Genomic DNA, 22,320 nt, shown 5'->3' with positions numbered 1-22,320 from the left:
CACTTCCGGGCGGAAGTGCCCGCATGGGCAATTCTTCAACATGTCAGTCTTCACCCCTGTGTCCCGGCCTGAGCTGGAAACCTTTCTGGCGCCATACGAGCTGGGCCGCCTGCTCGACTTCCAGGGCATCGCCGCCGGTACCGAGAACAGCAATTTCTTCGTCAGCCTGGAAAAAGGGGAGTTCGTCCTCACACTGATCGAGCGTGGGCCGGCTGAAGACATGCCGTTCTTCATCGAACTGCTCGACGTGCTGCACGATGCCGACATGCCCGTGCCCTACGCCCTGCGCGACCGCGAAGGGCATGGCCTGCGCGAACTGTGCGGCAAGCCTGCGCTGCTGCAGCCGCGACTGTCGGGCAAGCACGTCAAGCTGCCGAACAACCAGCATTGCGCCCAGGTCGGCGAGTTGCTGGCCCACATTCACCTGGCCACCCGCGAGCGCATCATCGAGCGCCGCACCGACCGTGGCCTGGACTGGATGCTGGAATCGGGCGCCGAGCTGCTGCCGAGCCTGAACCGGGAGCAAGCCGGGCTGTTGCAACCGGCACTGGCGGAAATCACCGCGCACAAGGCGCAGATCCTCGCCCTGCCCAAGGCCAACCTGCACGCCGACCTGTTCCGTGACAACGTGATGTTCGAAGGCACTCACCTGACCGGGCTGATCGACTTCTACAATGCTTGCTCCGGGCCGATGCTGTACGACATCGCCATCACCGTGAACGACTGGTGCCTGGACGAGCAGAGTGGTATCGACCTGCCACGCGCCCAGGCATTGCTGGGCGCCTACGCGGCACTGCGGCCGTTCACCGCCGCTGAAGCGGAGCTGTGGCCGGTGATGCTGCGGGTGGCGTGCGTGCGCTTCTGGCTGTCGCGCCTGATCGCGGCGCAGGCGTTCGCCGGGATGGACGTAATGATCCATGACCCTAGCGAGTTCGAGGTGCGCCTGGCGCAACGCCAGCAGGTGGCGCTGAAGCTGCCGTTCGCGCTCTGATAGGCAATAGCGGCATTTGTGGGAGCGGGCCTGCCCCGCGATAGCGCTGGGCCTGCCAACGCTATCGCGGGGCAAGCCCACTGCCACCTGGTCCGCCTACAGCCTCAGAGCTGTTCCAGGCAGCCGACCAAATCACCGCCGAGCTTCTCCAGCAAGCGCTCATAGCCCTTGCCATCCACCTTGTCGGTGCCACCCAGCGCATCCAACTCGGCCAACCGCACCGGCAACCCGGCCGTCAGCGTCTCGGCCAGGCGCGGCCTCAGCGGTGGCTCGCTGAACACGCAGGTCTTGCCCACCGCCTGCAAGCGCTTACGCATGGCGGCGACGTGCTGCGCGCCCGGCTGCACCTCGGACGCCACGCTGAACACGCCAGTGTGCTTCAGGCCATAGGCGGCCTCGAAGTAGTCGAACGCCTCGTGAAACACGAAGTAAGGCTTGCCGGCGATCCCCGCCACACGCTGCTTGATGCGCGCATCCAGGGCATCCAGGCGCTCGACGAACCGCTTGAGGTTGGCCTGGTAGCGCGGGGCATTGGCCGGGTCGGCCGCTGCCAGGTCCCCAGCCATCTTCGTCGCGATCACCCGGGCATTCAGCGACGACAGCCACAGGTGTGCATCGAGGCTGCCCGGACGGTGGTCGTGGTCATGATCGTCGTGGTCTTCCTCGTCATGGGAGTGGCTGTCCTCGCCGAAATGACGCAACTGCATGCCCGACAGCGACTGCACGGCCACGGTCGGCTTGGCGCGGCTCTTCAGCACGCGGGGCAGGAAACCTTCCATGTCCGGGCCGATCCAGTACAGCAGGTCGGCATCGGCGACCTTGCGCACGTCGGAGGGACGCAGTGCATAGTTGTGCGGGGAGGCGCCCGGCGGCAGCAGCACATCGGCGCTGCCGACACCGTCCTGAACGGCGGCGGCGATCTGTTGCAGGGGCTTGATGCTGGTCAGCACGCGCACGTCGGCGTGCGCCGAAAAAGCGATGAAAGCGACAAAGAGGGCAAGGATTCGGGACACGGTGGATACTCGGGTCGTCAGAAACAGGTAACATAATAACGTCTCCATCCTGAACCGTCGCTGCCCATGTCCATCACGCCGCTGGCCCACCGTCCCCACGATCACTCCCATTGCGTCCACAGTGCGCTGGCCGAGGCCGACGCGCTGTGCAACCGTCAGGGCCTGCGCCTGACCGCCCTGCGCCGCCGCGTGCTGGAGCTGGTGTGGCAGAGCCACAAGCCGCTGGGCGCCTACGATATCCTCGCCGTGCTCAGCGAGCAGGACGGCCGCCGCGCCGCGCCACCGACCGTCTATCGTGCCCTGGACTTCCTTCTGGAAAATGGCCTGGTGCACCGCATCGCCTCGCTCAATGCCTTTATTGGCTGCAGCCACCCCGAGCACGCGCACCAGGGGCAGTTCCTGATCTGCCGCGAATGTCATGTCGCCATCGAGCTGGAGCAGAACAGCATCAGCGACGCCATCGTCAGCAGCGCCAATGCCGTGGGCTTTGCGGTCGAGACGCAAACCGTCGAAGTGGTCGGCCTGTGCGGCAACTGCCGGGGCAAGGCATGAGCGATGCCCTGATCCGCCTCGAGCAAGTCGGTGTCAGCTTCGCTGGCGAAGCGGTGCTCGACAGCATCGACCTGGCGGTGGCACCGGGCCAGATCGTTACCCTGATCGGTCCCAACGGCGCCGGCAAGACCACCCTGGTGCGCGCCGTGCTGGGGCTGCTCAAGCCGCATCGCGGCAAAGTGTGGCGCAAGCCCAGGCTGCGCATCGGCTACATGCCGCAAAAGATCCAGGTGGACGCCACATTGCCCTTGTCGGTGCTGCGCTTCCTGCGCCTGGTGCCCGGTGTAGACCGTGCGGCAGCCTTGGCGGCGTTGCAGGAAGTCGGCGCCGAGCAGGTGATCGACAACCCGATCCAGACCATCTCCGGTGGCGAGATGCAGCGTGTGCTGTTGGCCCGCGCGCTGCTGCGCGAGCCCGAGCTGCTGGTACTCGACGAACCGGTACAGGGTGTCGACGTAGTTGGCCAGACCGAGCTGTACAACCTGATCACTCGCCTGCGCGACCGCCACGGCTGCGGCGTGCTGATGGTTTCCCATGACCTGCACCTGGTCATGAGCGCCACCGACCAGGTGGTCTGCCTCAACCGCCACGTGTGCTGCTCGGGCCACCCGGAGCAGGTCAGCAACGACCCGGCCTTCGTCGAGCTGTTCGGCCAGAACGCCCCGAGCCTGGCCATCTATCACCACCATCACGATCACAGCCACGACCTGCACGGTTCGGTGATCGCCCCCGGCGCCCATGTTCACGGAGAGCACTGCAAGCATGGCTGATTTTCTTCTCTACGCCCTGCTTGCCGGTATATCCCTGGCGTTGGTCGCCGGGCCCCTGGGCTCGTTCGTGGTGTGGCGGCGCATGGCCTATTTCGGCGACACCCTGTCCCATGCCGCGCTGCTCGGCGTGGCCCTGGGCTTCGCCTTGGACGTCAGCCCGGCACTGGCGGTGACCGTCGGCTGCCTGCTGCTGGCGATCCTGCTGGTGACCCTGCAGCAGCGCCAGCCGCTGGCCTCGGACACCCTGCTCGGTATCCTCGCCCCCAGCACGCTGTCGCTGGGGCTGGTGGTGCTGAGCTTCATGCACGATGTGCGCATCGACCTGATGGCCTACCTATTCGGTGACCTGCTGGCAATCAGCCCTACCGACCTTGCCTGGATCCTCGGCGGCAGCGCCTTGGTACTGGTGCTGCTGGCGATGTTCTGGCGACCACTGCTGGCGGTGACCGTGCACGAGGAACTGGCGACGGTCGAAGGCCTGCCAGTGGCCGGCCTGCGCCTGGCGCTGATGCTGCTGATAGCCGTGGTGATCGCGGTGGCGATGAAGATCGTCGGCGTGCTGCTGATCACCTCGCTGCTGATCATCCCGGCCGCCGCGGCACAGCGTCACGCCCGCTCACCGGAGCAGATGGCCGTGGGCGCCAGCCTGCTTGGCGTTTCTGCGGTCTGCGGGGGCCTGGCGCTGTCCTGGTTCAAGGACACCCCGGCCGGGCCTTCGATCGTGGTCTGTGCGGCAGTGCTATTCTTGCTGAGCCTGGCGTTGCCGAAACGCTGAATTTTCAGGGTGCGCGCAGGCGCATCCTGCAACCTTTTCGCAGGTTTCGAGTCTGAGAAGACTTGTTTTCGAGCGTGCGCACCTGGGTGTAGACTTGCTCGCTTTTTGCGCAAATAGAGAGTCGCAGGAATGAAGCCGTTCGCCTCACGTTATCTGCTTGTTGCCGCGTTTTCCCTGTTCCTGGCTGCCTGCTCAAGCAAGCCGGCCGAGCAGCCGGTGGCGCCTGCCCAGCCCGATGCCTGGCAGCAGCTCGAGCAAAGCATCGCCAGCAACGAGCTGGCCACCGCCGAGGATCAACTGGCCGCCTTGCAGGCCCAGGCGCCGGATGACGCCCGCCTCGAACCGCATCAGCGCCAGCTGGCCGAGGCCTACCTGCGCCGTAGCCAGATTGTCCTGCAGAAGGGCGATGTGAATGCCGCTGCCACGGCATTGGCCCGCGCCCGGGCGCTGATGCCGCAAGCACCGGCCCTGACCGGTGGCGATGCCGTGGCCCAGGCACGCAAGGCCGAACTGGAAAAGGCCGAAGCGGCGCTCAAGGCTGCCGCGTCCAAGCCCAAGGCCCGGGTGATCGACCCGACCGCGCCGACCACCGTCGTGGCGCTGAAAACCACCGATAGCCGGGCGATGCGTCGCCAGTTGGACGATATCGCGGCGGACGTGGTGAGTTATCAGTGCGAGGTGGTGTTCCAGGTGCCGCGTACCGAGGATGCGCCTTGGCTCAAGACCCTGCTGGAGAAGCGAGTGCGCAAGCTCGACAGTGGCTTCGAGCTGAAGCAGAAGCATGAGATCCAGCGTTCATTGCCGGCGCAGGTGGTATTGATCCCTCATCAGCAATAAACCTGTCAGGGCCTCATTGCCGGCAAGCCGGCTCCCACAGGGACCGCCTACAATCTGTGGGAGCCGGCTTGTCGTGGCGACGAACCGCGGCGATGGGCTGCAAAGCAGCCCCCGATTATGCAGGAACAGCTTCGGCAGCCGCCTCCCGCGCCCACACCCGGTGCCCCTCGACGGCCTTGAAGAAGGCCTCGAGCGCCTTCTGGTCATCGCCCAGCAACAGCCCCGCATCTTCCTTGAGTCCCAGCTTGTTCAGCAGCAGCTTGCCCTCACTGGCTACGCCCATGGGCTTGAGATGCTTGTAGGCCTCGAGCAGGAAGTGCTTGGCCACGCCGCTGTTTTCCAGCGCCTCCAGCGAAGCCTTGCCCGCCGGCACCCACACCCCGTCGAACATCACCGAGGGCATGCCCTCCATCGATGCATCCACCGGCAGCTGCTTGCCAGCGGCAGTCTTCACGGGTGCCGAAGTCGGCCCCAGCAGCATGGGACGCGCACTTTGCGCCTCCAGCGCCTTGACCACCTTGTCGACACTCGCGTCATCCACGCCATCAGCCATCAGGATGGCGATCTTGCGTCCACTGATGCCGATGTCCCCGGGGTGGTTCATCTGGCTCAAGGCCTTTGACTGTGCCGGCTTGCTGCCCTTGACCTTGACCGTGCCGGCCTTCGGCGCCGGCAGGCCGAGGTTGGCCGCCACCGCTGCCGCCAACTTGAGATCGATATTGGCCAGGATCTCGTTCACTTCCCGCGCGCGGATCGCCTCGCGCTCGACCTTGCCCAGCTCGAAGCTGTAGGCCTTGATGATGTGCTGCTGCTCGGTGGGGCTCATGCTCTGGAAGAACAGGCGCGCCTGGGAGAAATGATCGCCAAACGACTCGCTGCGCTGGCGGATCTTGTTCGCGTCGATACGTTCCTGGTAACTCTCGAAACCGCCATCCTGCGCGGCGGGCGGCGTTTCCTTCGGCCAGCCGCCATCGATCGAGTTGGGCTCGTAGGACGCCCGGCCCTTGTCGATGGTCATGCGGTGCATGGCATCGCGCTGGCTGCTGTGATTGGGCGCGACAGGGCGGTTTATCGGAATCTCGTGGAAGTTCGGCCCGCCCAGGCGGCTTATCTGGGTGTCGGTGTAGGAAAACAGCCTGCCCTGCAGCAACGGGTCATTGCTGAAGTCGATGCCCGGCACGATGTGCCCGGGGCAGAAGGCGATCTGCTCCACTTCGGCGAAGAAGTTGTCCGGGTTGCGGTCGAGCACCATCTTGCCCAGCGGCGTCACCGGCACCAGCTCCTCGGGGATGATCTTGGTCGGGTCGAGCAAGTCGAAGTCGAACTTGTGCTCGTCGGCCTCCGGCACGATCTGCACGCCCAGCTCCCATTCCGGATAATGCCCGGTCTCGATCGCTTCCCACAGGTCACGGCGGTGATAGTCGGTGTCCTTGCCGGCAAGCTTCTGGGCTTCGTCCCACAGCACCGAGTGCACGCCCTGGCGCGGCTTCCAGTGGAACTTGACGAAGCTGGCCACGCCTTGGGCATTGATCAACCGGAAGGTGTGCACGCCAAAGCCTTCCATCATGCGCAGGCTGCGCGGAATGGCCCGGTCGGACATCGCCCACATGACCATGTGCGCGGATTCCGGCACCAGCGACACGAAGTCCCAGAAGGTGTCGTGGGCAGAGCCACCGGTGGGCATCTCGTTGTGCGGTTCGGGTTTGACCGCGTGGACGAAGTCGGGAAACTTGATCGCGTCCTGGATGAAGAACACCGGCATGTTGTTGCCGACCAGGTCGAAGTTGCCTTCATCGGTGTAGAACTTCACCGCAAAGCCGCGCACGTCGCGCACCGTGTCGCCCGAGCCACGCGGACCCTGCACGGTGGAAAAGCGTACGAACACCGGGGTGATTTTCTCGGGATCTTGCAGGAAACCGGCCTTGGTCAGCTCGGCATGGCAGCCGTAGCTCTGGAAGTAGCCATGGGCGCCGGTCCCGCGGGCATGGACGATGCGCTCGGGGATGCGCTCATGGTCGAAGTGGGTGATCTTCTCGCGCATGATGAAGTCTTCGAGCAGCGAAGGCCCACGGGCACCGGCCTTGAGGCTGTTCTGGTTGTCGGCGACCTTCACCCCCTGATTGGTGCGCAGCGCCTGGCCGCTGGCGTCGCTGCGAAACGCCTCCAGGCTCTGCAGTTTGGCGTTGGTGTTGGCCTTGTCCGGGGTGTCGGTGCCGGCGACAGGGCTGGGCTGTGGCGCCTGCGGCGTCTTGCTGGGCATCTTCGGCTCTCCTCATCAGTCTTCAGGCTGCCCGTTCGGGCTTGTTCAATTAGTGACTGGGCCGCCGTCGGATGCGTTCAATCGGATTGCCGACCGTCGCGTTATGCCGATTGGATTGGAGCGTGACGAAATAAATGCTAAGAACACGCAGGGGAAAAGGCTAAAATGCGCGCCCCGGCTAACCGCTGACCCAAATTCCATGCGCCCCACAAGGTTCGCTCAGTGATCGAGTTTCAAAATGTCCACAAGACCTACCGCGTCGCCGGTAGGGATATCCCGGCCCTGAACCCGACCAGCCTGACCATCGAAGATGGCCAGGTGTTCGGCCTGATAGGCCACTCCGGTGCCGGCAAGAGCACCATGCTGCGCCTGATCAACCGCCTCGAGGAGCCGTCCGGCGGCAAGATCGTGGTCGACGGTGAAGACGTCACCGCCTTCGACTCGAACCAGCTGCGGCGCTTCCGCCAGCAGGTCGGCATGATCTTCCAGCACTTCAACCTGCTGGCCTCCAAGACCGTCGCCGACAATGTCGCCCTGCCGCTGGTGCTGGCGGGCGAGCTGTCGCGTGGCGAGATCGATAAGCGCGTCACCGAGCTGCTGGCCCGTGTCGGCCTTTCCGAGCATGCCAAGAAGTACCCGGCGCAACTGTCGGGTGGGCAGAAGCAGCGCGTCGGCATCGCCCGCGCCCTGTCCACCAACCCCAAGATCCTGCTGTGCGACGAAGCCACCAGCGCCCTCGACCCGCAGACCACCGCCTCGGTGCTGCAACTACTGGCCGAGATCAACCGCGAGCTGAAGCTGACCATCGTGCTGATCACCCATGAGATGGACGTGATCCGCCGGGTCTGCGACCGCGTGGCGGTGATGGACGCCGGGCAGATCGTCGAGCAGGGTCCGGTGGCCGACGTGTTCCTGCACCCGCAGCACGCCACCACCAAGCGTTTCGTCCAGGAAGACGAGCAGGTCGACGAGAACGAGCAACGCGACGATTTCGCCCATGTGCCGGGGCGCATCGTGCGCCTGACCTTCCAGGGCTGCGCCACCTACGCGCCGCTGCTGGGCACCGTGGCCCGCGAAACCGGCGTGGACTACAGCATCCTTGCCGGGCGCATCGACCGCATCAAGGAAATCCCCTATGGCCAGCTGACCCTTGCCCTGATCGGTGGAGACATGGAGGCGGCATTCGCCCGCTTCGCTGCAGCTGACGTACATATGGAGGTACTGCGTTGATGGACATCCTCAGCTATTTCGCCAACGTCGACTGGGTCGAGATCTGGCAGGCGACCAACGACACGATGGTCATGCTGTTCATCTCGCTGGCCTTCATCATCCTGCTGGGCTTGCCACTGGGCGTCGTGCTGTTCCTGTTCAGCCCACGGCAGATGTTCGAGCACAAGAAGGTCTACGCCGTGCTGGCGACCATCGTCAACATCGTGCGCTCGGTGCCGTTCATCATCCTGCTGATCGTGATGATCCCGATCACGGTGCTGATCACCGGCACCTCGCTGGGCGTTGCCGGTGCCATCCCGCCGCTGGTGGTGGGAACCACGCCATTCTTCGCGCGGCTGGTGGAAACCGCCCTGCGTGAAGTGGACCGCGGCATCATCGAGGCTACCCAGTCGATGGGCGCCACCACCCGCCAGATCATCTTCAAGGCCGTGCTGCCTGAAGCGATGCCGGGCATCATCGCCGCCATCACCGTGACCGCCATCACCTTGGTGTCCTACACCGCCATGGCCGGCGTGGTCGGGGCCGGTGGCCTGGGTGACCTGTCGATCCGCTTCGGCTACCAACGCTTCCAGACCGACGTGATGATCGTCACCGTGGTGCTGCTGGTCATCCTGGTCCAGGTACTGCAAATGATCGGCGACAAGCTGGTCGTGCATTTTTCCCGTAAGTAACCCCAATGGGGTCGGCCCGGCCGACCCGTTCGGGGGCCGTCGCGGCCCTCACAAGGAGTGATCAATGAAGAAGCTGCTTGCTGTTGTCGCCGCGGTCGCGGCCTTCTCGGCCCACGCCGAGACCCTGACGGTCGCCGCCACCCCGGTGCCGCACGCCGAGATCCTCAACTTCGTCAAGCCACAGCTGGCGAAGGAAGGCGTGGAACTGAAGGTCAAGGAGTTCACCGACTACATCCAGCCGAACGTGCAGGTGTCGGAAAAGCGCCTGGACGCCAACTTCTTCCAGCACCAGCCGTACCTGGATGAGTTCAACAAGGCCAAGGGTACTCACCTGGTAAGCGTCGCCGGCGTGCACATCGAGCCGCTGGGCGTGTACTCGACCAAGGTCAAGAAGCTCGACGAACTGCCTTCCGGCGCCGCCGTGGTCATTCCCAACGACGCCACCAACGGCGGCCGCGCCCTGCTGCTGCTGGACAAGGCAGGGGTGATCAAGCTCAAGGACAACACCAACATCCTGTCGACCATCAAGGACATCGCCGAGAACCCGAAAAACCTGAAGTTCCGGGAACTGGAAGCCGCGACCATCCCGCGTGTGCTGACCCAGGTCGATGCCGCCCTGATCAACACCAACTACGCGCTGGAAGCCAAGCTCAACCCGGAAAAAGACGCCCTGGCCATCGAAGGCAAGGACTCTCCGTACGTGAACATCCTGGTGACCCGCGAGGACAACAAGGACGCGGACGCGGTGAAGAAGCTGGTACAGGCCCTGCACTCGCCTGAGGTGAAGCAGTTCATCACCGAGAAGTACAAGGGCGCTGTGGTTCCTGCGTTCTAAGCTGAAATCCCCAGGGCCGCTTTGCGGCCCATCGCGATACACCGCCGCTCCCACAGATTCGGTACCAGCTCAACCCTGGCGCTGCAACTGTGGGAGTGGGCTTGCCCCACGATGCATCTACAGCGTTTTGTCACCTGATAACTCAGCCTAGTTGTCTGTTCCACGACTCAACGCCACCAAAGCGTTCAAGTAATTGTTGTACGTCAAACCCTGGGCCGGATCTGCGAAAGAACCAGTGACACCGCCCAAAGCCACTGAAGTTCTCCTGAGCTCAACCATAACTGTCTGCGCAAGGTCTGGATTCACTTCAGTGGGTATCGCCGTTGCCGCCGTGCGCCTCTGCTCCACTGCCGCCTTCATAGACGCTTTGATTGATTCACGATTGGGACCTGATGCCGAACTACTTGGTCCGCTTACGGTGTTTGGAGAGCTTGCCCCATGTAATGCGTTTTGTGGCTGTAGAGCGGTATTGGTGTCAGAGAGTGGTAACCGATCAAAGTGGGCCATCATTCCCTCCAGTACCTGGGGAGGTGACATCTCGCTTTCAGAAAACCGTCTTGCGGTGTTACTTGCTCCTGAGTGACGGCCGGGCGAAGAGGATCTGAGCATATGGCCAGTCGGGTCGCTGAAATTCACAGGATCGCCATTGCAGTACACATAACAATTGATGCCACCCTCCAAGAAAGGGCTCAGCGAGTCTGGTGAATGGAAGCGCATGAATGTCGTGCTGTACAAGCGGTACCCATTTCCGAGCAAGTAGCCTTGCAGCTCGGTGGCCCTCAACTGGCCCGTAAAGCCCAGGCATGATTGCAATACAGTTTCCCGCCCGTAGGGCGTGTAGGTGCCGACACGCCTACCATTCGTATCAATTTCGCAAAGCGGCGAAGCTTGCTGATTGGTGCTCAGCAGCATTGTCAGCGCCTGGGAGCGATGTGTACTGCCCTGCGCCAAAGAGCTGGTGTTGCAAACTCGGCTTTTGTCCGTAGATGGCATTTCGGGCACTCCGAACGAATGGTTCGGGCGCTAGCCTGTAAGGTATGAGGCATCCGTTCAACTGGTAGAATTACCAGGTCTGATTATCGCCTGCGTGCTACTTCGGAACTGCTGGGAACGCTCTGCGGCTCTTTCGCAGCAGGCCCAAGGATTGAATGCCAATCGCGGGGCAAGCCCGCTCCCACGCAGGTTATGCCCCTCGATTCATTTCAACCGTCAGTCGCGCTTCACAAGCCCCGGCAACTGTGCCACCAGCTTCTGGTTGTTGAACGGCGCTCGGATGAACCCGCGCTGACGCCCGTCCGGGCCGACCACCGCCAGGTTGCCGCTGTGATCCACGGTATACCCGGGCTTGCTGGTATCGGCCGGGATGAACGGGATGCTCAAGGCGTTGGCCAATTTCTGGGTATCCTCGATCGAGCCCGCCACCCCGACGAAATCCTTGTCGAAATAGCCCAGGTACTGCTTGAGCTGGTTCGGCGTGTCGCGGTTCGGGTCGACGCTCACCAGCACCACCTGCAGACGCTCCAGCGCCTCCTTGGGCAGTTCGCTCTTCACCTGGCGCAGCTGGGCCAGGGTGGTCGGGCAGATGTCCGGGCAGTAGGTGTAGCCGAAGAACAGCAATGACCACTTGCCCTTGAGCTGGTCCAGCACCAGCGGCTGGCCGTTCTGGTCGGTCATGGTCACGTCCGGCACGGTACGGCTCTGCGGCAGCAGGATGATGCCGGCATCGATCAGCTCGGTGGGGTTCAACTGACCACGGTCGTTGAGCACCTTGTTGACGGTCAGGCCCATGATCAGCGCGACCAGGGCAACGAGGATGAAGACGGTTTTCTGGGTTCGGGTCATAGGTTCAGCAACAGGTAGTGGTCTACGAGCAACGCGATGAACAGGGCGAACAGGTAGCCGATAGAGTACTTGAACGTCTTGATCGCCGCGTGCGGCCGGGTGCCACGGTACAACACCCAGGCCCAGTGCAGGAAGCGCAGGCCCAGCAGCAAGGCACAGGCCAGGTACAGCGGGCCGCTCATGTGTATGGCATAGGGCAACAGGCTCACGGCCAGCAATATCAAGGTGTAGAGCAGGATATGCAGGGCCGTGTAATGCTCGCCATGGGTAACGGGTAGCATGGGAATATCAGCTTTTGCGTACTCCTCCTTGCGATGAATCGCAAGGGCCCAGAAGTGCGGCGGTGTCCAGGCGAAGATGATCAGCACCAGCAGCAGGGGCTCGGCGCCCAGGTGCCCGCTGACCGCTACCCAGCCCAACAATGGCGGCGCGGCCCCAGCCAGGCCGCCGATCACGATGTTCTGCGGCGTGGCCCGCTTGAGAAAGCCGGTGTAGAGCACCGCGTAACCCAGCAGCGAGGCCAGTGTGAGCCAGGCGGTGAGGGGGTTGGTGAAAGCCAGCAGCAAGGCCATACCTGCCACGGCCAACAACAAGGCGAACAATAGTGCCGCCAGAGGCGCCACCCGGCCTTGGGCCAACGGACGCTTGTGGGTACGGGCCATCAACGCATCGACTCGTCGGTCGACCACGTGATTGACCGCCGCCGCCGCCCCCGCGCACAAGGCGATCCCGAGGTTGCCGAACAGCAGGACGCTCCAGGCCACCCCCGCGCGGGTGGCGAGAAACATCCCCACCAGCGAGGTGATCAGCATCAGCACCACCACCTTCGGCTTGGTCAGTTCCAGATAGTCGCGCCATCCGGCGCGCAGGCGTTCCGTGCTCAGAACCGTCGCCACGAATCGTTCCTCATGTGATGAGTGAGTTGCGCCCCGGTCACCGGCGTCAGGCGCCAGCCATGCCCTACTCGGACCTTGTCGACCACGCGGATGCGGTAGTTCACCAGCACCATGGTCAGCAGCAGCAGCGCACCGCCAGCGTTGTGGGCAACGGCCACGCCCAGCGGCAGGTGGAACAATACGTTGCTGATGCCCAGGCCCAGCTGCAGCGTCAGCGCCAGCAATACCAGGCGCGCCAGGCCGCCCAGGCCATTGCGCTGCAACTTCCAGCTGAGCATCAGCAGTACCGCCAGCACCATCATCGCGCCGAGCCGGTGGCTGACATGGATCGCCGTGCGCGCATCGCTGTCCAGTTGCCCGCCCAGGTAATTGGGGCCGACGTGCTGGGTCAGGTGGAAGCCGTTGCTGAAGTCCGCCGCCGGCCACCACTGGCCATGACAGGTGGGCAGGTCGATGCAGGCCACCGCCGCGTAGTTGGCGCTGACCCAACCCCCCAGGGCGATCTGGCCGATCACCACCAGCAGCGCCAGCGCCGCGATCCGCCGCAAGCTCAGCGGCAGTTTCGGCAAAGGCGCAAAAGCCCGGGATAGACGCAGGGATAGCAGGAAAAGCAGGCTTACCGTGGTGAACCCGCCAAGCAGGTGCGCGGTCACCACCTGGGGCCACAGTTTCAGTGTCACGGTCCACATGCCGAACGCCGCCTGGGCTAGCACCACACCCAGCAGCAACACTGGCAGGCGGTAGGGCTGGCCGTCATGGGCATGCCGGCGTACAGCCTGGAAGGCAAGCAGTGCGATCACCAGTGCCAGGCTGCCGGCGAAATAGCGATGGACCATCTCTGCCCAGCCCTTGGCTTCCTCCACCGGGTGCTCAGGGAAGTGCAGCTCGGCATGGGCCAGTTGGGCATCGGTCTTGGGCACGCTGATGAAGCCGTAGCACCCCGGCCAGTCGGGGCAGCCAAGACCGGCATGAGTCAGGCGAGTGTAGGCGCCGAGCAACACGACCAGCAGCGCCAGCAGCGTGGCGCACACAGCAAGGCGGAATCCGGGTCTGGCCATGGCAGCCTCCTAGCCGATGTTGGACAGCTTGAGCAGGTGACGCAGGTCGTCCAGCACATGCTTGCCCTTGACCTTGGCGTCGTAGCGCAGCACCAGGTTGCCGTGAGGATCGACGATCCACAGTTGCGGGGCAGTGTCGCCGACCTTCTGGATATAGCGCTGGGCGTCCAGCGGATAGCGTTGCAACTGCGGGTATTCACGGCCCAGCAACGCCTGGTAGTCAGCGGCCAGCGGCTGGGCCGCCGCCAGGGCATGGCTGGCGCGGCTGGCATCGCGGCCCAGGCCGACCTGGATCTGCCGGGCCAGGTACACCAGTTGCCGGCAGTCCTCGACACAGGCGCCCGGGGAGCTGACCAGCAACTGCCAGCGCTCGTCCTGGGCATCGATGCCGATATCGGCCCGGCCCTCGCCATTGCCGATCATCACACCGTGATAGCTGCGCCCCTCCGGTACCCAGAACTTGAGCTTGTACATGCTGGTGGCAAGGATCATCGGCCCGAGCACGACGAACAGGATCAACAGCAGTTGCAGGCGCCCGCGGGGCTTGCGGCGGTCAGGCACGTCCAGTGGACTCGTGGCGGCGGCCATGGCGGTTCTCCTTGTCGTTGTGATGCCAGCCGAAATACAGGTAGAGCAGGACCAGCGCGCTGGCCAGGGCGAACCACTGCACGGCGTAGCCCTGGTGTTTTTCCGGCCCCATGGCGACCACCGGCCAGTCCAGGCGGTAGGCGGCCGGGCCGGGCCGCAGGCGTAGCTCCTGAGCAAAGCCTTCCCGGCCCAGTTGCTGCCAGAGCCCGGACGGATCGATCGCCGTCAGCAGTTGCGGCCACTGGCCATCGGGATTGTCCGGGTGCAGCTGGAACGTCTTGCCCGGCGGCACGTAGACCGTGGCGTCCAGCGCCAGCGCCTGGCTGGGCGTGTCGAAGCGCACCGGCACACGACGGTCGGGCCACGGCAGCCAGCCGCGATTGACCAGCAACCACAGGCCACTGGCCTGATCGTGGAAGGGCTGCAACAGCTCGACGCCGGCCTTGCCGTCACGCATCTGGTTGTCCAGCAGCAGGCTGTGACCGGCATCGAACCGGCCATACAGGTGCACGGGGTAGAACGCCGGGTCCGGCAGCTGGCGCAACCGGTCAGCAGTGACCGGCGCCTCGATCTGGCGCTCGGTGTAGATGGCCAGCAGGTCACGCTTTTCGTCGGCGCGCCGCAGTTGCCAGCAGCCGAGCGCGATCAACCCCGGCAGCAGCGCAAGCACCACCAGGGTCGGTACCAGGCCTGGGCGAAACGGCTTCACCAGGGCCTCTTGAGGTCGAGCGCTATACTTGTATCCATCACCTCATCCCCCGGAGTGTCGCCATGCTCAAGGCCGCGATTGTCCTGATGCTGCTGGCCACCATCGCCAGCCTGTTCAGTGGCCTGGTGTTCCTGGTCAAGGACGATGACCAGTCGACCCGCCTGCTCAAGGCCCTTACCGTGCGCGTCGCTCTCGCCACCCTGACCATCGCCCTGGTGGCCTGGGGCCTGATCAGTGGGCAACTGGTGTCGCACGCACCTTTCTGAATTCACACCATCCCTGTAGGAGCGGCTTCAGCCGCGATCACCCGCGAAGCCGCACTACAGGACATACACGAAGATGAACAACCCCACCCACACCACATCGACGAAGTGCCAGTACCAGCTCGCCGCCTCGAAACCGAAGTGCTTGTCCGGGTCGAAGTGCCCGCGCAGCACCCGGCAGAACATCACGAACAGGATCAGCGTGCCCAAGGTTACGTGCGCGCCGTGGAACCCGGTAAGCATGAAGAACGTCGCGCCGTAGATGCCCGAGCCCAGGGTCAGCCCGAGTTTGTTGTAGGCCTCGTGGTACTCGTAGGCCTGCAGGGCGAGAAACGCCAGCCCCAGCAGGATCGTCAGCCCCAGCCACAGCTTCAGCGTGCCGCGGTGCCCCTTGCGCAGGGCGTGGTGGGCGATGGTCACGGTCACACTGGAGCTCACCAGCAGGATGGTATTGATCAGCGGCAGGTGCCACGGATCGATGACTTCCTTCGGTGGCGGGAACAGTTTCGGGTCCGGCGTATACAGCAGCGGCCAGACGAACTCGAAGTTGGGCCAGAGCATGTGCGTCACGCCCTTGGCCCCATCGCCCCCCAGCCACGGCCCGGCCAGCACCCGCACATAGAACAGCGCGCCGAAGAAGGCCAGGAAGAACATCACCTCGGAAAAGATGAACCAGCTCATGCCCCAGCGGAACGAGCGGTCCATCTGCGCACTGTAGAGCCCGGCGTGGCTTTCCTTGACCACTGCGCCGAACCAGCCGAACAGCATGTAGGCCAGGAACAGCGCGCCAACGAAGAAAATCAGCGGCCCGTGGGACTCCGGGTGGCCGGCCTTGAGGTCGTTGAACCAGGTGCCGAGCCCGAATACGGTGATGAACATGCCGATCGTGGCAATGATCGGCCACTTGCTCTGCGCCGGTACGTAGTAATGCTCGTGGCTTGCCATGACGTATCTCCTTCCCTCAACGGGCGCCCTCGGTCGCGGCTTGGGCGACCGGGGGGTGGCGAGCGGTGATGTCGAACAGGGTGTAGGCCAGGGTCAGGTGTTTCACCGACTCCGGCAGGTCGCGGTCGACGATGAAGCGCACCGGCATCTCGATGCGCTCGCCCGGCTGCAGAACCTGCTGGGTGAAACAGAAGCACTCGGTCTTGTGGAAGTACGCCGCAGCCTCGGCGGGGGTGATGCTGGGGATGGCCTGGGCGCTCATGGGCTGGTTGGTCGGGTTGCGGGCCACGAAGATCATCTGGTTCACCGCCCCCGGGTTGACCTCGATCTGGTCGGCGGTGGAGTGGAACTCCCAGCTCATGTCACCGGCATTGGTCGACATGAACTGCACCCGCACCGAACGGGTCGGGTCGCTCACCTGGGTGCCCGCGTACTGCCCGCCGGTCTTGCCGTTGATGCCGAAGGCCTTGCACATCACGTCGTAGATCGGCACCAGGGCAAAGCCGAAGGCGAACATCACCACGGTCAGCATCAGCAGGCGGCTGACCAGGCGTTTGAGCGACAAGCCGTCCATGGGCAAGCTCCTACTTCACTTCCGGCGGCGTCTGGAAGGTGTGGTAAGGCGCAGGTGAAGGGATCGACCACTCCAGCCCCTCGGCGCCGTCCCAGGGTTTGGCCGGTGCCGGCGCGCCACCGCGAATGCACTTGATGACGATGAACAGGAAGAAGATCTGCGTGGCACCGAACATGAAGGCGCCGATCGACGAGACCATGTTGAAGTCGGCGAACTGCAGGTTGTAGTCGGGGATGCGCCGGGGCATGCCGGCCAGGCCGACGAAGTGCATGGGGAAGAAGGCCAGGTTCATGCCGACGAACGACAGCCAGAAGTGCAACTTGCCCAAGGTCTCGTCGTACATGTGCCCGGTCCATTTCGGCAGCCAGTAGTAGGCCGAGGCAAAGATGCCGAATATCGCCCCGGGCACCAGCACGTAGTGGAAGTGGGCAACCACGAAGTAGGTGTCGTGGTACTGGAAATCCGCAGGCGCGATGGCCAGCATCAGCCCGGAGAAGCCGCCGATGGTGAACAGGATGACGAAGGCGATGGCGAACAGCATCGGCGTCTCGAAGGTCAGCGAGCCTTCCCACATGGTGCTGACCCAGTTGAACACCTTCACCCCGGTGGGCACGGCGATCAGCATGGTGGCGTACATGAAGAACAGTTCGCCCACCACCGGGATGCCGACCACGAACATGTGGTGGGCCCAGACGATGAACGACAGGAAGGCGATCGCCCCGGTGGCGTAGACCATCGAGGTATAGCCGAACAGCGGCTTGCGCGAGAACGCCGGGATGATCGAGCTGACCGCGCCGAAGGCCGGCAGGATCATGATGTACACCTCGGGGTGCCCGAAGAACCAGAACACATGCTGGAACAACACCGGGTCACCGCCGCCGGCCGCGCTGAAGAAGCTGGTGCCGAAATGGATATCCATCAGCATCATGGTCACCACGCCGGCCAGCACCGGCATCACCGCGATCAGCAGGAACGCGGTGATCAGCCAGGTCCAGACGAACAGCGGCATTTTCATCAGGGTCATGCCGGGGGCGCGCAGGTTGAGGATGGTGGCAATCACGTTGATCGCGCCCATGATCGAGCTGATGCCCATCAGGTGGATGGCGAAGATGAAGAAGGTCACGCTGGCCGGGGCGTAGGTGGTCGACAGCGGGGCATAGAAGGTCCAGCCGAAGTTCGGCCCGCCACCGGGGCTGAACAGGGTCGAGACCAGCAGCAGGAACGCCGCCGGCAGCAGCCAGAAGCTGAAGTTGTTCATCCGCGGCAGGGCCATGTCTGGCGCGCCGATCATCAGCGGGATCATCCAGTTGGCCAGGCCGACGAAGGCCGGCATCACCGCGCCGAACACCATGATCAGCCCGTGCATGGTGGTCATCTGGTTGAAGAACGCCGGCTCCACGATCTGCAGGCCGGGCTGGAACAGCTCGGCGCGGATCACCATGGCGAACGAGCCGCCGAGCAGGAACATGGTGAAGGCGAACCACAGGTACATCGTGCCGATGTCCTTGTGGTTGGTGGTCAGCACCCAGCGCATCAGGCCCTTGGCCGGGCCGTGGGCGTGTTCATGACCGTGGGCGTGGTCGTCGATCACTGCACTCATGTCCTGTCTCCTGCAATCCACTGACTGCCGCGGGTAGCCCGGCTCATTGCGCTTCGGCCTGCTTGAGCGCCAGCACGTCCTTCGGCGTGACCATGTCGCCCTTGTTGTTGCCCCAGGCGTTGCGCTCGTAGGTGACCACCGCGGCGATATCGACTTCCGAAAGCTGCTTGCCGAATGCCGCCATGGCGGTGCCCGGCTTGCCGTGGAAGACGATGCCCAGGTGCGCTTCCTTGGGCCCGGTGGCAATCTTCGAGCCCTTGAGGGCCGGGAACATCGGCGGCAGGCCCTGGCCCTCGGCCTGGTGACAGGCCACGCAGGTGGTGTGGTAGACCTTGTCGCCACGTGCCACCAGCTCTTCGAGGGTCCATTCCTTGCTGGTCAGTTCCTTGAGCTTGGCCGCCTCGGCCTTGCGCTCGCCGAGCCAGGTGTCGTAGTCGGCCTTGGATTTCACCTCGACCACCACCGGCATGAAGCCGTGGTCCTTGCCGCACAGTTCTGTGCACTGGCCACGGTAGATCCCGGGCTTCTCGACCCGGGTCCAGGCCTCGTTGACGAAGCCGGGGATGGCGTCACGCTTGACCGCGAAGGCCGGCACCCACCAGGAATGGATGACGTCGGCGGCGGTAACCAGGAAGCGCACCTTGGCGCCCACCGGCAGCACCAGCGGCTGGTCGACTTCGAGCAGGTAGTGCTCGTCCTTCGGCGACTGGTTGTGGATCTGCTCGGCGGGGGTGGCCAGGTTGCTGAAGAACTCGACGTCCTGGCCCAGGTACTTGTAGTGCCACTTCCACTGGTAGCCGGTGACCTGGATATCGATGTCCGAGTCGCTGGCGTCGTAGATGTCGATCAGGGTCTTGGTGGCCGGGATGGCCATGGCCACGAGGATCAGGAAGGGCACGACGGTCCAGAGGATCTCGACCCAGGTGTGCTCGTGGAAGTGCGCGGCCTGCTGCCCGGTGGAACGGCGGTGGACGACCATCGACCAGAACATCGCGCCGAACACCACGATGCCGATGATCACGCAGATCCAGAAGATGGTCATGTGCAGGTCGAACACCGCGTGGGAGACTTCCGTCGCCCCGGGCGCCATGTTCACCGTCCATGCTGCCTGTGCCTGACCAAACAATGACCACAGCAACAGGCCCATCCAGACATGTGGATGTCGCATCATTGCGGGTTCCCCTTATCGTTCTTGTAGTCCCGGAGGCGTGGACGACCTGCTACGACAAAGGGGGGAACGGTGGCCAAGACTGCCTGGCTTCGACGACCGAGCCCCCTGCTTAAGGCAGTCGGGCCTCATCAACGAATCACGTTTCAAGCGGAGTATAGCCACCGACCAATGGGGCGCAACGCGGGGACTGAAATGATCTTCACGCAACCAAACGTTTGCGCTGGAAGGTGCATGGATACTGGGCTGGGACACAATAATGGCACATTGATATAGCCAATTTCCTACACGTGCCTAAGCGATATAACAAATGCGTCTTAGCGATTCTCGCAAGCAAGCTAACTTAGTGTCTTCCGTTTGTAACGCCTTGTCCCTGGAGTTGTCATGAACATCGCTGCTGTACGCGAGCAGATCGAAAACGCCCATCAACATGAGAGCCGCACAGGCCAACTGAAAAACCGTCTCGAGAAGCAACTGCCACACCTGCACCCTTCGATCCACCTACCCCAGCAGGACGCCCAGGGTACTTTGGCCCGCTTCGTCGGCGCCTACATCAACGAGGTTCCAGAACTGCTCGAAGCCGCGCACACCGTGGCCCTCGAGGCCGGCATCGAATCGCAGATCAAGCCGGTGCTGAAGATTGCCGAGGCCTATTTCCTGCAGCCGCCGAGCGTGATGGCCGGGCAGGTCGGGCTCGATTGCCTGCTGGACGAGGCCTATCTGGCGCATCGTCTGGTCGAGGAGGTCAACGACCTGTATATCCGCCACTTCCAGCAGCCGCTGATTCCGGTGGATACCACGGTCGCCAACCTGATCGCCCACCAGCTGATCGGCGAGACCTTCGCCAACCAGCTGGATGAAGTGGTGCATCACTCGGTGGACGAGATGCTCGATGACGAAAGCTTCGCCGTGGAGTCAGTGGAGCGCTATCGCGACAAGCTGTCGAACCCGGAAACCGGAGAGGCCTGGAAACGCTGGCCGTGCCTGTCGCGCCAGCTGGGCGTGGAGTTGAGCCAGTCGGCCTGAGTTGACTTGATCCTACCTAGTCGCGGCAAGCCCGCTCCCACGAACTCGATCGTAGGAGCGGGCTTGCCCAGCGATAGGCCGCTACAGACTTACCCTAAGCGCCAACTCCCGCCGTAGTCCGCAACCGCCCCTCGACCCGCCGCTTCAGACGCCGCTGCTCCAGTACCAGCCGCGAGCCCTTGGCCGCGCCACTGCGCCCCCAATCCTCCAGCAGTTCCAGGCAGGAATGGTCGATATAGCTCAGGTTGCCCAGCGGCACATGCAACGTGGTCCCTTCCGGCACGGTATCCAGTACCTGGGTCAGCGCCGGCACCTTGAGGAAGGTGGCCGCGCCGCTCAGGCGCAGTTCCATGTGCCCCGGCGTACCCAATGCCACCAGATTGATCTTCAACCGCGCCGCCTTCAGCGCCAGCTTCAGCAGGGTCAGGGCAAAGCCCAGCAATACGCCGGTCAACAGGTCGGTGAAGATGATCGCCAGTGCAGTCGCCGCATAGGTGAACATCGGCATCCGCCCATAGCGGCCCAGGCCGCGGAACGCCTTGAAGTCGACCAGCTTGATGCCGGTATAGACCAGAACCCCGGCCAGGCTGGCCACCGGGATCTGCTGCAGCACACTGCTCAGCGCCACCACGAAGGCCAACAACCAGAGCCCATGGAAGATCGCCGAGGCGCGAGTCTGCGCACCGGCCTGGACATTGGCCGAACTGCGTACGATCACCCCGGTCATCGGCAACGCGCCAAGCACGCCGCAGAGCATGTTGCCGATACCCTGCGCCGACAGCTCACGGTCGAAATCCGAGCGCTGGCCACTGTGCATGCGATCGACTGCCGCCGCGGACAACAAGGTCTCGGCGCTGGCGATGAAGGCCAGGGCGAAGGCCGCCACCAGCAGGGTCGGGTCGGCCAGCTTGAGCAGGTCGTCGGGGCGCAGCCAGTCAATGGCCTCGGACAGGTCCGCAGGTACCTGCACGCGGTTGACCGGCAGTGCCAGCCACAAGCTGACAGCGGTCATTGCCGCCACCCCGAGCAAGGCACCGGGAATGAAGCGCAGGCGTTGCGGACGTAAACGCTCCCAACCCCACATGATGGCAATGGTGCCCAGGCCCAACGCGCCGGCCTGCCAACCGGCGCCTGCGCTTTCCAGCGGCAGGGCCGAGGCCAGCGTCGCCGGGAAGCCCAACAGGTTGTCCACGCCCGAAGGCTGGGGCGCCGTATCGAACATCACGTGCACCTGGGACAGCACGATCAGCACGCCGATCCCGGCAAGCATGCCGTACACCACCGCCGGCGCGGTGACCCGGAACCAGCAGCCCAGGCGCAAGCGCCCGGCCACCAGTTGCAGCAGGCCGGCCAACAACAGGATCGGCCCGAGCATGGCCACGCCATGCTGGCGCACCAGCTCGAACACCAGCACCGCCAGGCCCGCCGCCGGGCCGCTGACCTGCAACGGCGAGCCGGCGAGGAAACCCACGACGATGCCACCGATGATCCCGGTGATCAGTCCCTTTGCGGGCGGCATGCCCGAGGCGATAGCGATGCCCATGCACAAGGGCAGGGCCACCAGGAAGACCACCACCGAGGCCAGCAACTCACGCGGCAGGGCCGCCTTTATCTGTGTCATGTTCACCATGTAGCTCCTTTCTAGATTCACGGCCATTCCGCTGGCCGCTAGCACGGGGAAACCTGAACGACGCGCAGGCGTGGGCCGCCAGCGGGT

General features: G+C 63.9%; 23 protein-coding genes. 10 read left to right on the top strand and 13 right to left on the bottom strand.

Annotated features, from left to right (window positions below):
• Positions 1-40: 40 nt before the first annotated feature.
• Positions 41-991 (top strand): homoserine kinase, encoded by a 951-nt coding sequence (locus AC3WL2_RS03415; protein ID WP_102683014.1) that lies wholly within the window; start codon positions 41-43, stop codon positions 989-991.
• A gap of 104 nt (positions 992-1,095) precedes the next feature.
• Here the strand turns inward: AC3WL2_RS03415 and AC3WL2_RS03410 are convergent, their stop codons facing one another.
• Positions 1,096-2,052, bottom strand: a complete 957-nt coding sequence (locus tag AC3WL2_RS03410) for a zinc ABC transporter substrate-binding protein (RefSeq protein WP_102683013.1) — start codon at positions 2,050-2,052, stop codon at positions 1,096-1,098.
• An 18-nt stretch (positions 2,053-2,070) separates the two neighbouring features.
• On the opposite strand from AC3WL2_RS03410, the gene zur reads away from it, so the two are divergent.
• From zur to AC3WL2_RS03390, 4 genes are all read left to right on the top strand, one after another.
• Positions 2,071-2,556, top strand: a complete 486-nt coding sequence (gene zur / locus AC3WL2_RS03405; RefSeq protein WP_046853615.1) for a zinc uptake transcriptional repressor Zur — start codon at positions 2,071-2,073, stop codon at positions 2,554-2,556.
• Positions 2,553-3,326: a zinc ABC transporter ATP-binding protein ZnuC gene (gene znuC, locus AC3WL2_RS03400; RefSeq protein ID WP_102683012.1), complete on the top strand. Its 774-nt coding sequence runs from the start codon at positions 2,553-2,555 to the stop codon at positions 3,324-3,326. Before zur ends, znuC begins: the two co-directional genes overlap by 4 nt.
• Entirely contained in the window at positions 3,319-4,101 is a 783-nt protein-coding gene (znuB, locus tag AC3WL2_RS03395; protein WP_102683011.1) for a zinc ABC transporter permease subunit ZnuB, read from the top strand. The genes znuC and znuB overlap by 8 nt, the downstream gene beginning before the upstream one ends.
• Before the next feature lie 129 nt (positions 4,102-4,230).
• The gene (locus AC3WL2_RS03390; RefSeq protein ID WP_102683010.1) at positions 4,231-4,938 is read left to right on the top strand and encodes a PA5502 family lipoprotein; all 708 of its coding nucleotides are present in this window, start codon (positions 4,231-4,233) and stop codon (positions 4,936-4,938) included.
• 115 nt (positions 4,939-5,053) lie between these two features.
• Here the strand turns inward: AC3WL2_RS03390 and katE are convergent, their stop codons facing one another.
• Positions 5,054-7,198, bottom strand: coding sequence for a catalase HPII (katE, locus tag AC3WL2_RS03385; protein WP_102683009.1), 2,145 nt, complete (start codon positions 7,196-7,198; stop codon positions 5,054-5,056).
• A 222-nt stretch (positions 7,199-7,420) separates the two neighbouring features.
• On the opposite strand from katE, the gene AC3WL2_RS03380 reads away from it, so the two are divergent.
• The 3 genes from AC3WL2_RS03380 to AC3WL2_RS03370 all read left to right on the top strand — a co-directional run bounded on the left by AC3WL2_RS03380 (position 7,421) and on the right by AC3WL2_RS03370 (position 9,934).
• Positions 7,421-8,428: a methionine ABC transporter ATP-binding protein gene (locus AC3WL2_RS03380; protein ID WP_102683008.1), complete on the top strand. Its 1,008-nt coding sequence runs from the start codon at positions 7,421-7,423 to the stop codon at positions 8,426-8,428.
• Positions 8,428-9,099, top strand: coding sequence for a methionine ABC transporter permease (locus AC3WL2_RS03375; protein ID WP_023632566.1), 672 nt, complete (start codon positions 8,428-8,430; stop codon positions 9,097-9,099). Before AC3WL2_RS03380 ends, AC3WL2_RS03375 begins: the two co-directional genes overlap by 1 nt.
• Positions 9,100-9,163: 64 nt before the next feature.
• Complete coding sequence (locus tag AC3WL2_RS03370; RefSeq protein ID WP_102683007.1) at positions 9,164-9,934, top strand: MetQ/NlpA family ABC transporter substrate-binding protein; 771 nt, start codon at positions 9,164-9,166, stop codon at positions 9,932-9,934.
• Positions 9,935-10,081: 147 nt separating this feature from the next.
• Here the strand turns inward: AC3WL2_RS03370 and AC3WL2_RS03365 are convergent, their stop codons facing one another.
• The 6 genes from AC3WL2_RS03365 to AC3WL2_RS03340 form a co-directional block, all read right to left on the bottom strand.
• On the bottom strand, positions 10,082-10,846 hold the full coding sequence (locus AC3WL2_RS03365) for an RHS repeat-associated core domain-containing protein (RefSeq protein WP_158247481.1): 765 nt from the start codon (positions 10,844-10,846) through the stop codon (positions 10,082-10,084).
• A gap of 297 nt (positions 10,847-11,143) precedes the next feature.
• Positions 11,144-11,776, bottom strand: coding sequence for an SCO family protein (locus AC3WL2_RS03360; protein WP_028688687.1), 633 nt, complete (start codon positions 11,774-11,776; stop codon positions 11,144-11,146).
• Positions 11,773-12,672 carry a heme o synthase gene (gene cyoE / locus AC3WL2_RS03355; RefSeq protein ID WP_102683005.1) on the bottom strand — a complete coding sequence of 300 codons (900 nt, stop codon included), beginning with the start codon at positions 12,670-12,672 and terminating at the stop codon, positions 11,773-11,775. Before cyoE ends, AC3WL2_RS03360 begins: the two co-directional genes overlap by 4 nt.
• The gene (locus AC3WL2_RS03350; protein WP_102683004.1) at positions 12,657-13,730 is read right to left on the bottom strand and encodes a COX15/CtaA family protein; all 1,074 of its coding nucleotides are present in this window, start codon (positions 13,728-13,730) and stop codon (positions 12,657-12,659) included. The genes cyoE and AC3WL2_RS03350 overlap by 16 nt, the downstream gene beginning before the upstream one ends.
• A gap of 9 nt (positions 13,731-13,739) precedes the next feature.
• Positions 13,740-14,318: a PA_0111/PP_0108 family redox-active disulfide protein gene (locus tag AC3WL2_RS03345; protein ID WP_102683003.1), complete on the bottom strand. Its 579-nt coding sequence runs from the start codon at positions 14,316-14,318 to the stop codon at positions 13,740-13,742.
• Positions 14,284-15,027 (bottom strand): SURF1 family protein, encoded by a 744-nt coding sequence (locus AC3WL2_RS03340; protein WP_102683002.1) that lies wholly within the window; start codon positions 15,025-15,027, stop codon positions 14,284-14,286. The genes AC3WL2_RS03345 and AC3WL2_RS03340 overlap by 35 nt, the downstream gene beginning before the upstream one ends.
• Before the next feature lie 62 nt (positions 15,028-15,089).
• Here AC3WL2_RS03340 and AC3WL2_RS03335 point away from each other — a divergent pair, with 62 nt between their 5' ends.
• Positions 15,090-15,293 carry a twin transmembrane helix small protein gene (locus AC3WL2_RS03335; protein ID WP_023628968.1) on the top strand — a complete coding sequence of 68 codons (204 nt, stop codon included), beginning with the start codon at positions 15,090-15,092 and terminating at the stop codon, positions 15,291-15,293.
• A 54-nt stretch (positions 15,294-15,347) separates the two neighbouring features.
• Here AC3WL2_RS03335 and AC3WL2_RS03330 read toward each other — a convergent pair whose 3' ends face one another.
• From AC3WL2_RS03330 to coxB, 4 genes are read right to left on the bottom strand one after another with little or no spacing between them, the layout of a single operon-like run.
• Positions 15,348-16,235, bottom strand: coding sequence for a cytochrome c oxidase subunit 3 (locus AC3WL2_RS03330; RefSeq protein ID WP_102683001.1), 888 nt, complete (start codon positions 16,233-16,235; stop codon positions 15,348-15,350).
• 16 nt (positions 16,236-16,251) lie between these two features.
• Positions 16,252-16,809 carry a cytochrome c oxidase assembly protein gene (locus tag AC3WL2_RS03325; RefSeq protein ID WP_102683000.1) on the bottom strand — a complete coding sequence of 186 codons (558 nt, stop codon included), beginning with the start codon at positions 16,807-16,809 and terminating at the stop codon, positions 16,252-16,254.
• Between the two features lie 10 nt (positions 16,810-16,819).
• Positions 16,820-18,409, bottom strand: coding sequence for a cytochrome c oxidase subunit I (gene ctaD / locus AC3WL2_RS03320; protein WP_023628965.1), 1,590 nt, complete (start codon positions 18,407-18,409; stop codon positions 16,820-16,822).
• Between the two features lie 43 nt (positions 18,410-18,452).
• Positions 18,453-19,580, bottom strand: a complete 1,128-nt coding sequence (gene coxB / locus AC3WL2_RS03315) for a cytochrome c oxidase subunit II (RefSeq protein ID WP_102682999.1) — start codon at positions 19,578-19,580, stop codon at positions 18,453-18,455.
• Positions 19,581-19,961: 381 nt separating this feature from the next.
• On the opposite strand from coxB, the gene AC3WL2_RS03310 reads away from it, so the two are divergent.
• Positions 19,962-20,603, top strand: coding sequence for a hypothetical protein (locus AC3WL2_RS03310; RefSeq protein WP_102682998.1), 642 nt, complete (start codon positions 19,962-19,964; stop codon positions 20,601-20,603).
• Positions 20,604-20,697: 94 nt separating this feature from the next.
• Here the strand turns inward: AC3WL2_RS03310 and AC3WL2_RS03305 are convergent, their stop codons facing one another.
• On the bottom strand, positions 20,698-22,233 hold the full coding sequence (locus tag AC3WL2_RS03305; protein WP_219730243.1) for a SulP family inorganic anion transporter: 1,536 nt from the start codon (positions 22,231-22,233) through the stop codon (positions 20,698-20,700).
• Positions 22,234-22,320 lie beyond the last annotated feature (87 nt).

The organism is Pseudomonas sp. FW305-96 (genome assembly GCF_058783825.1).
The sequence above is the reverse complement of the archived record's forward strand: the minus strand, read 5'-3'. Positions and strand labels throughout refer to the sequence as shown.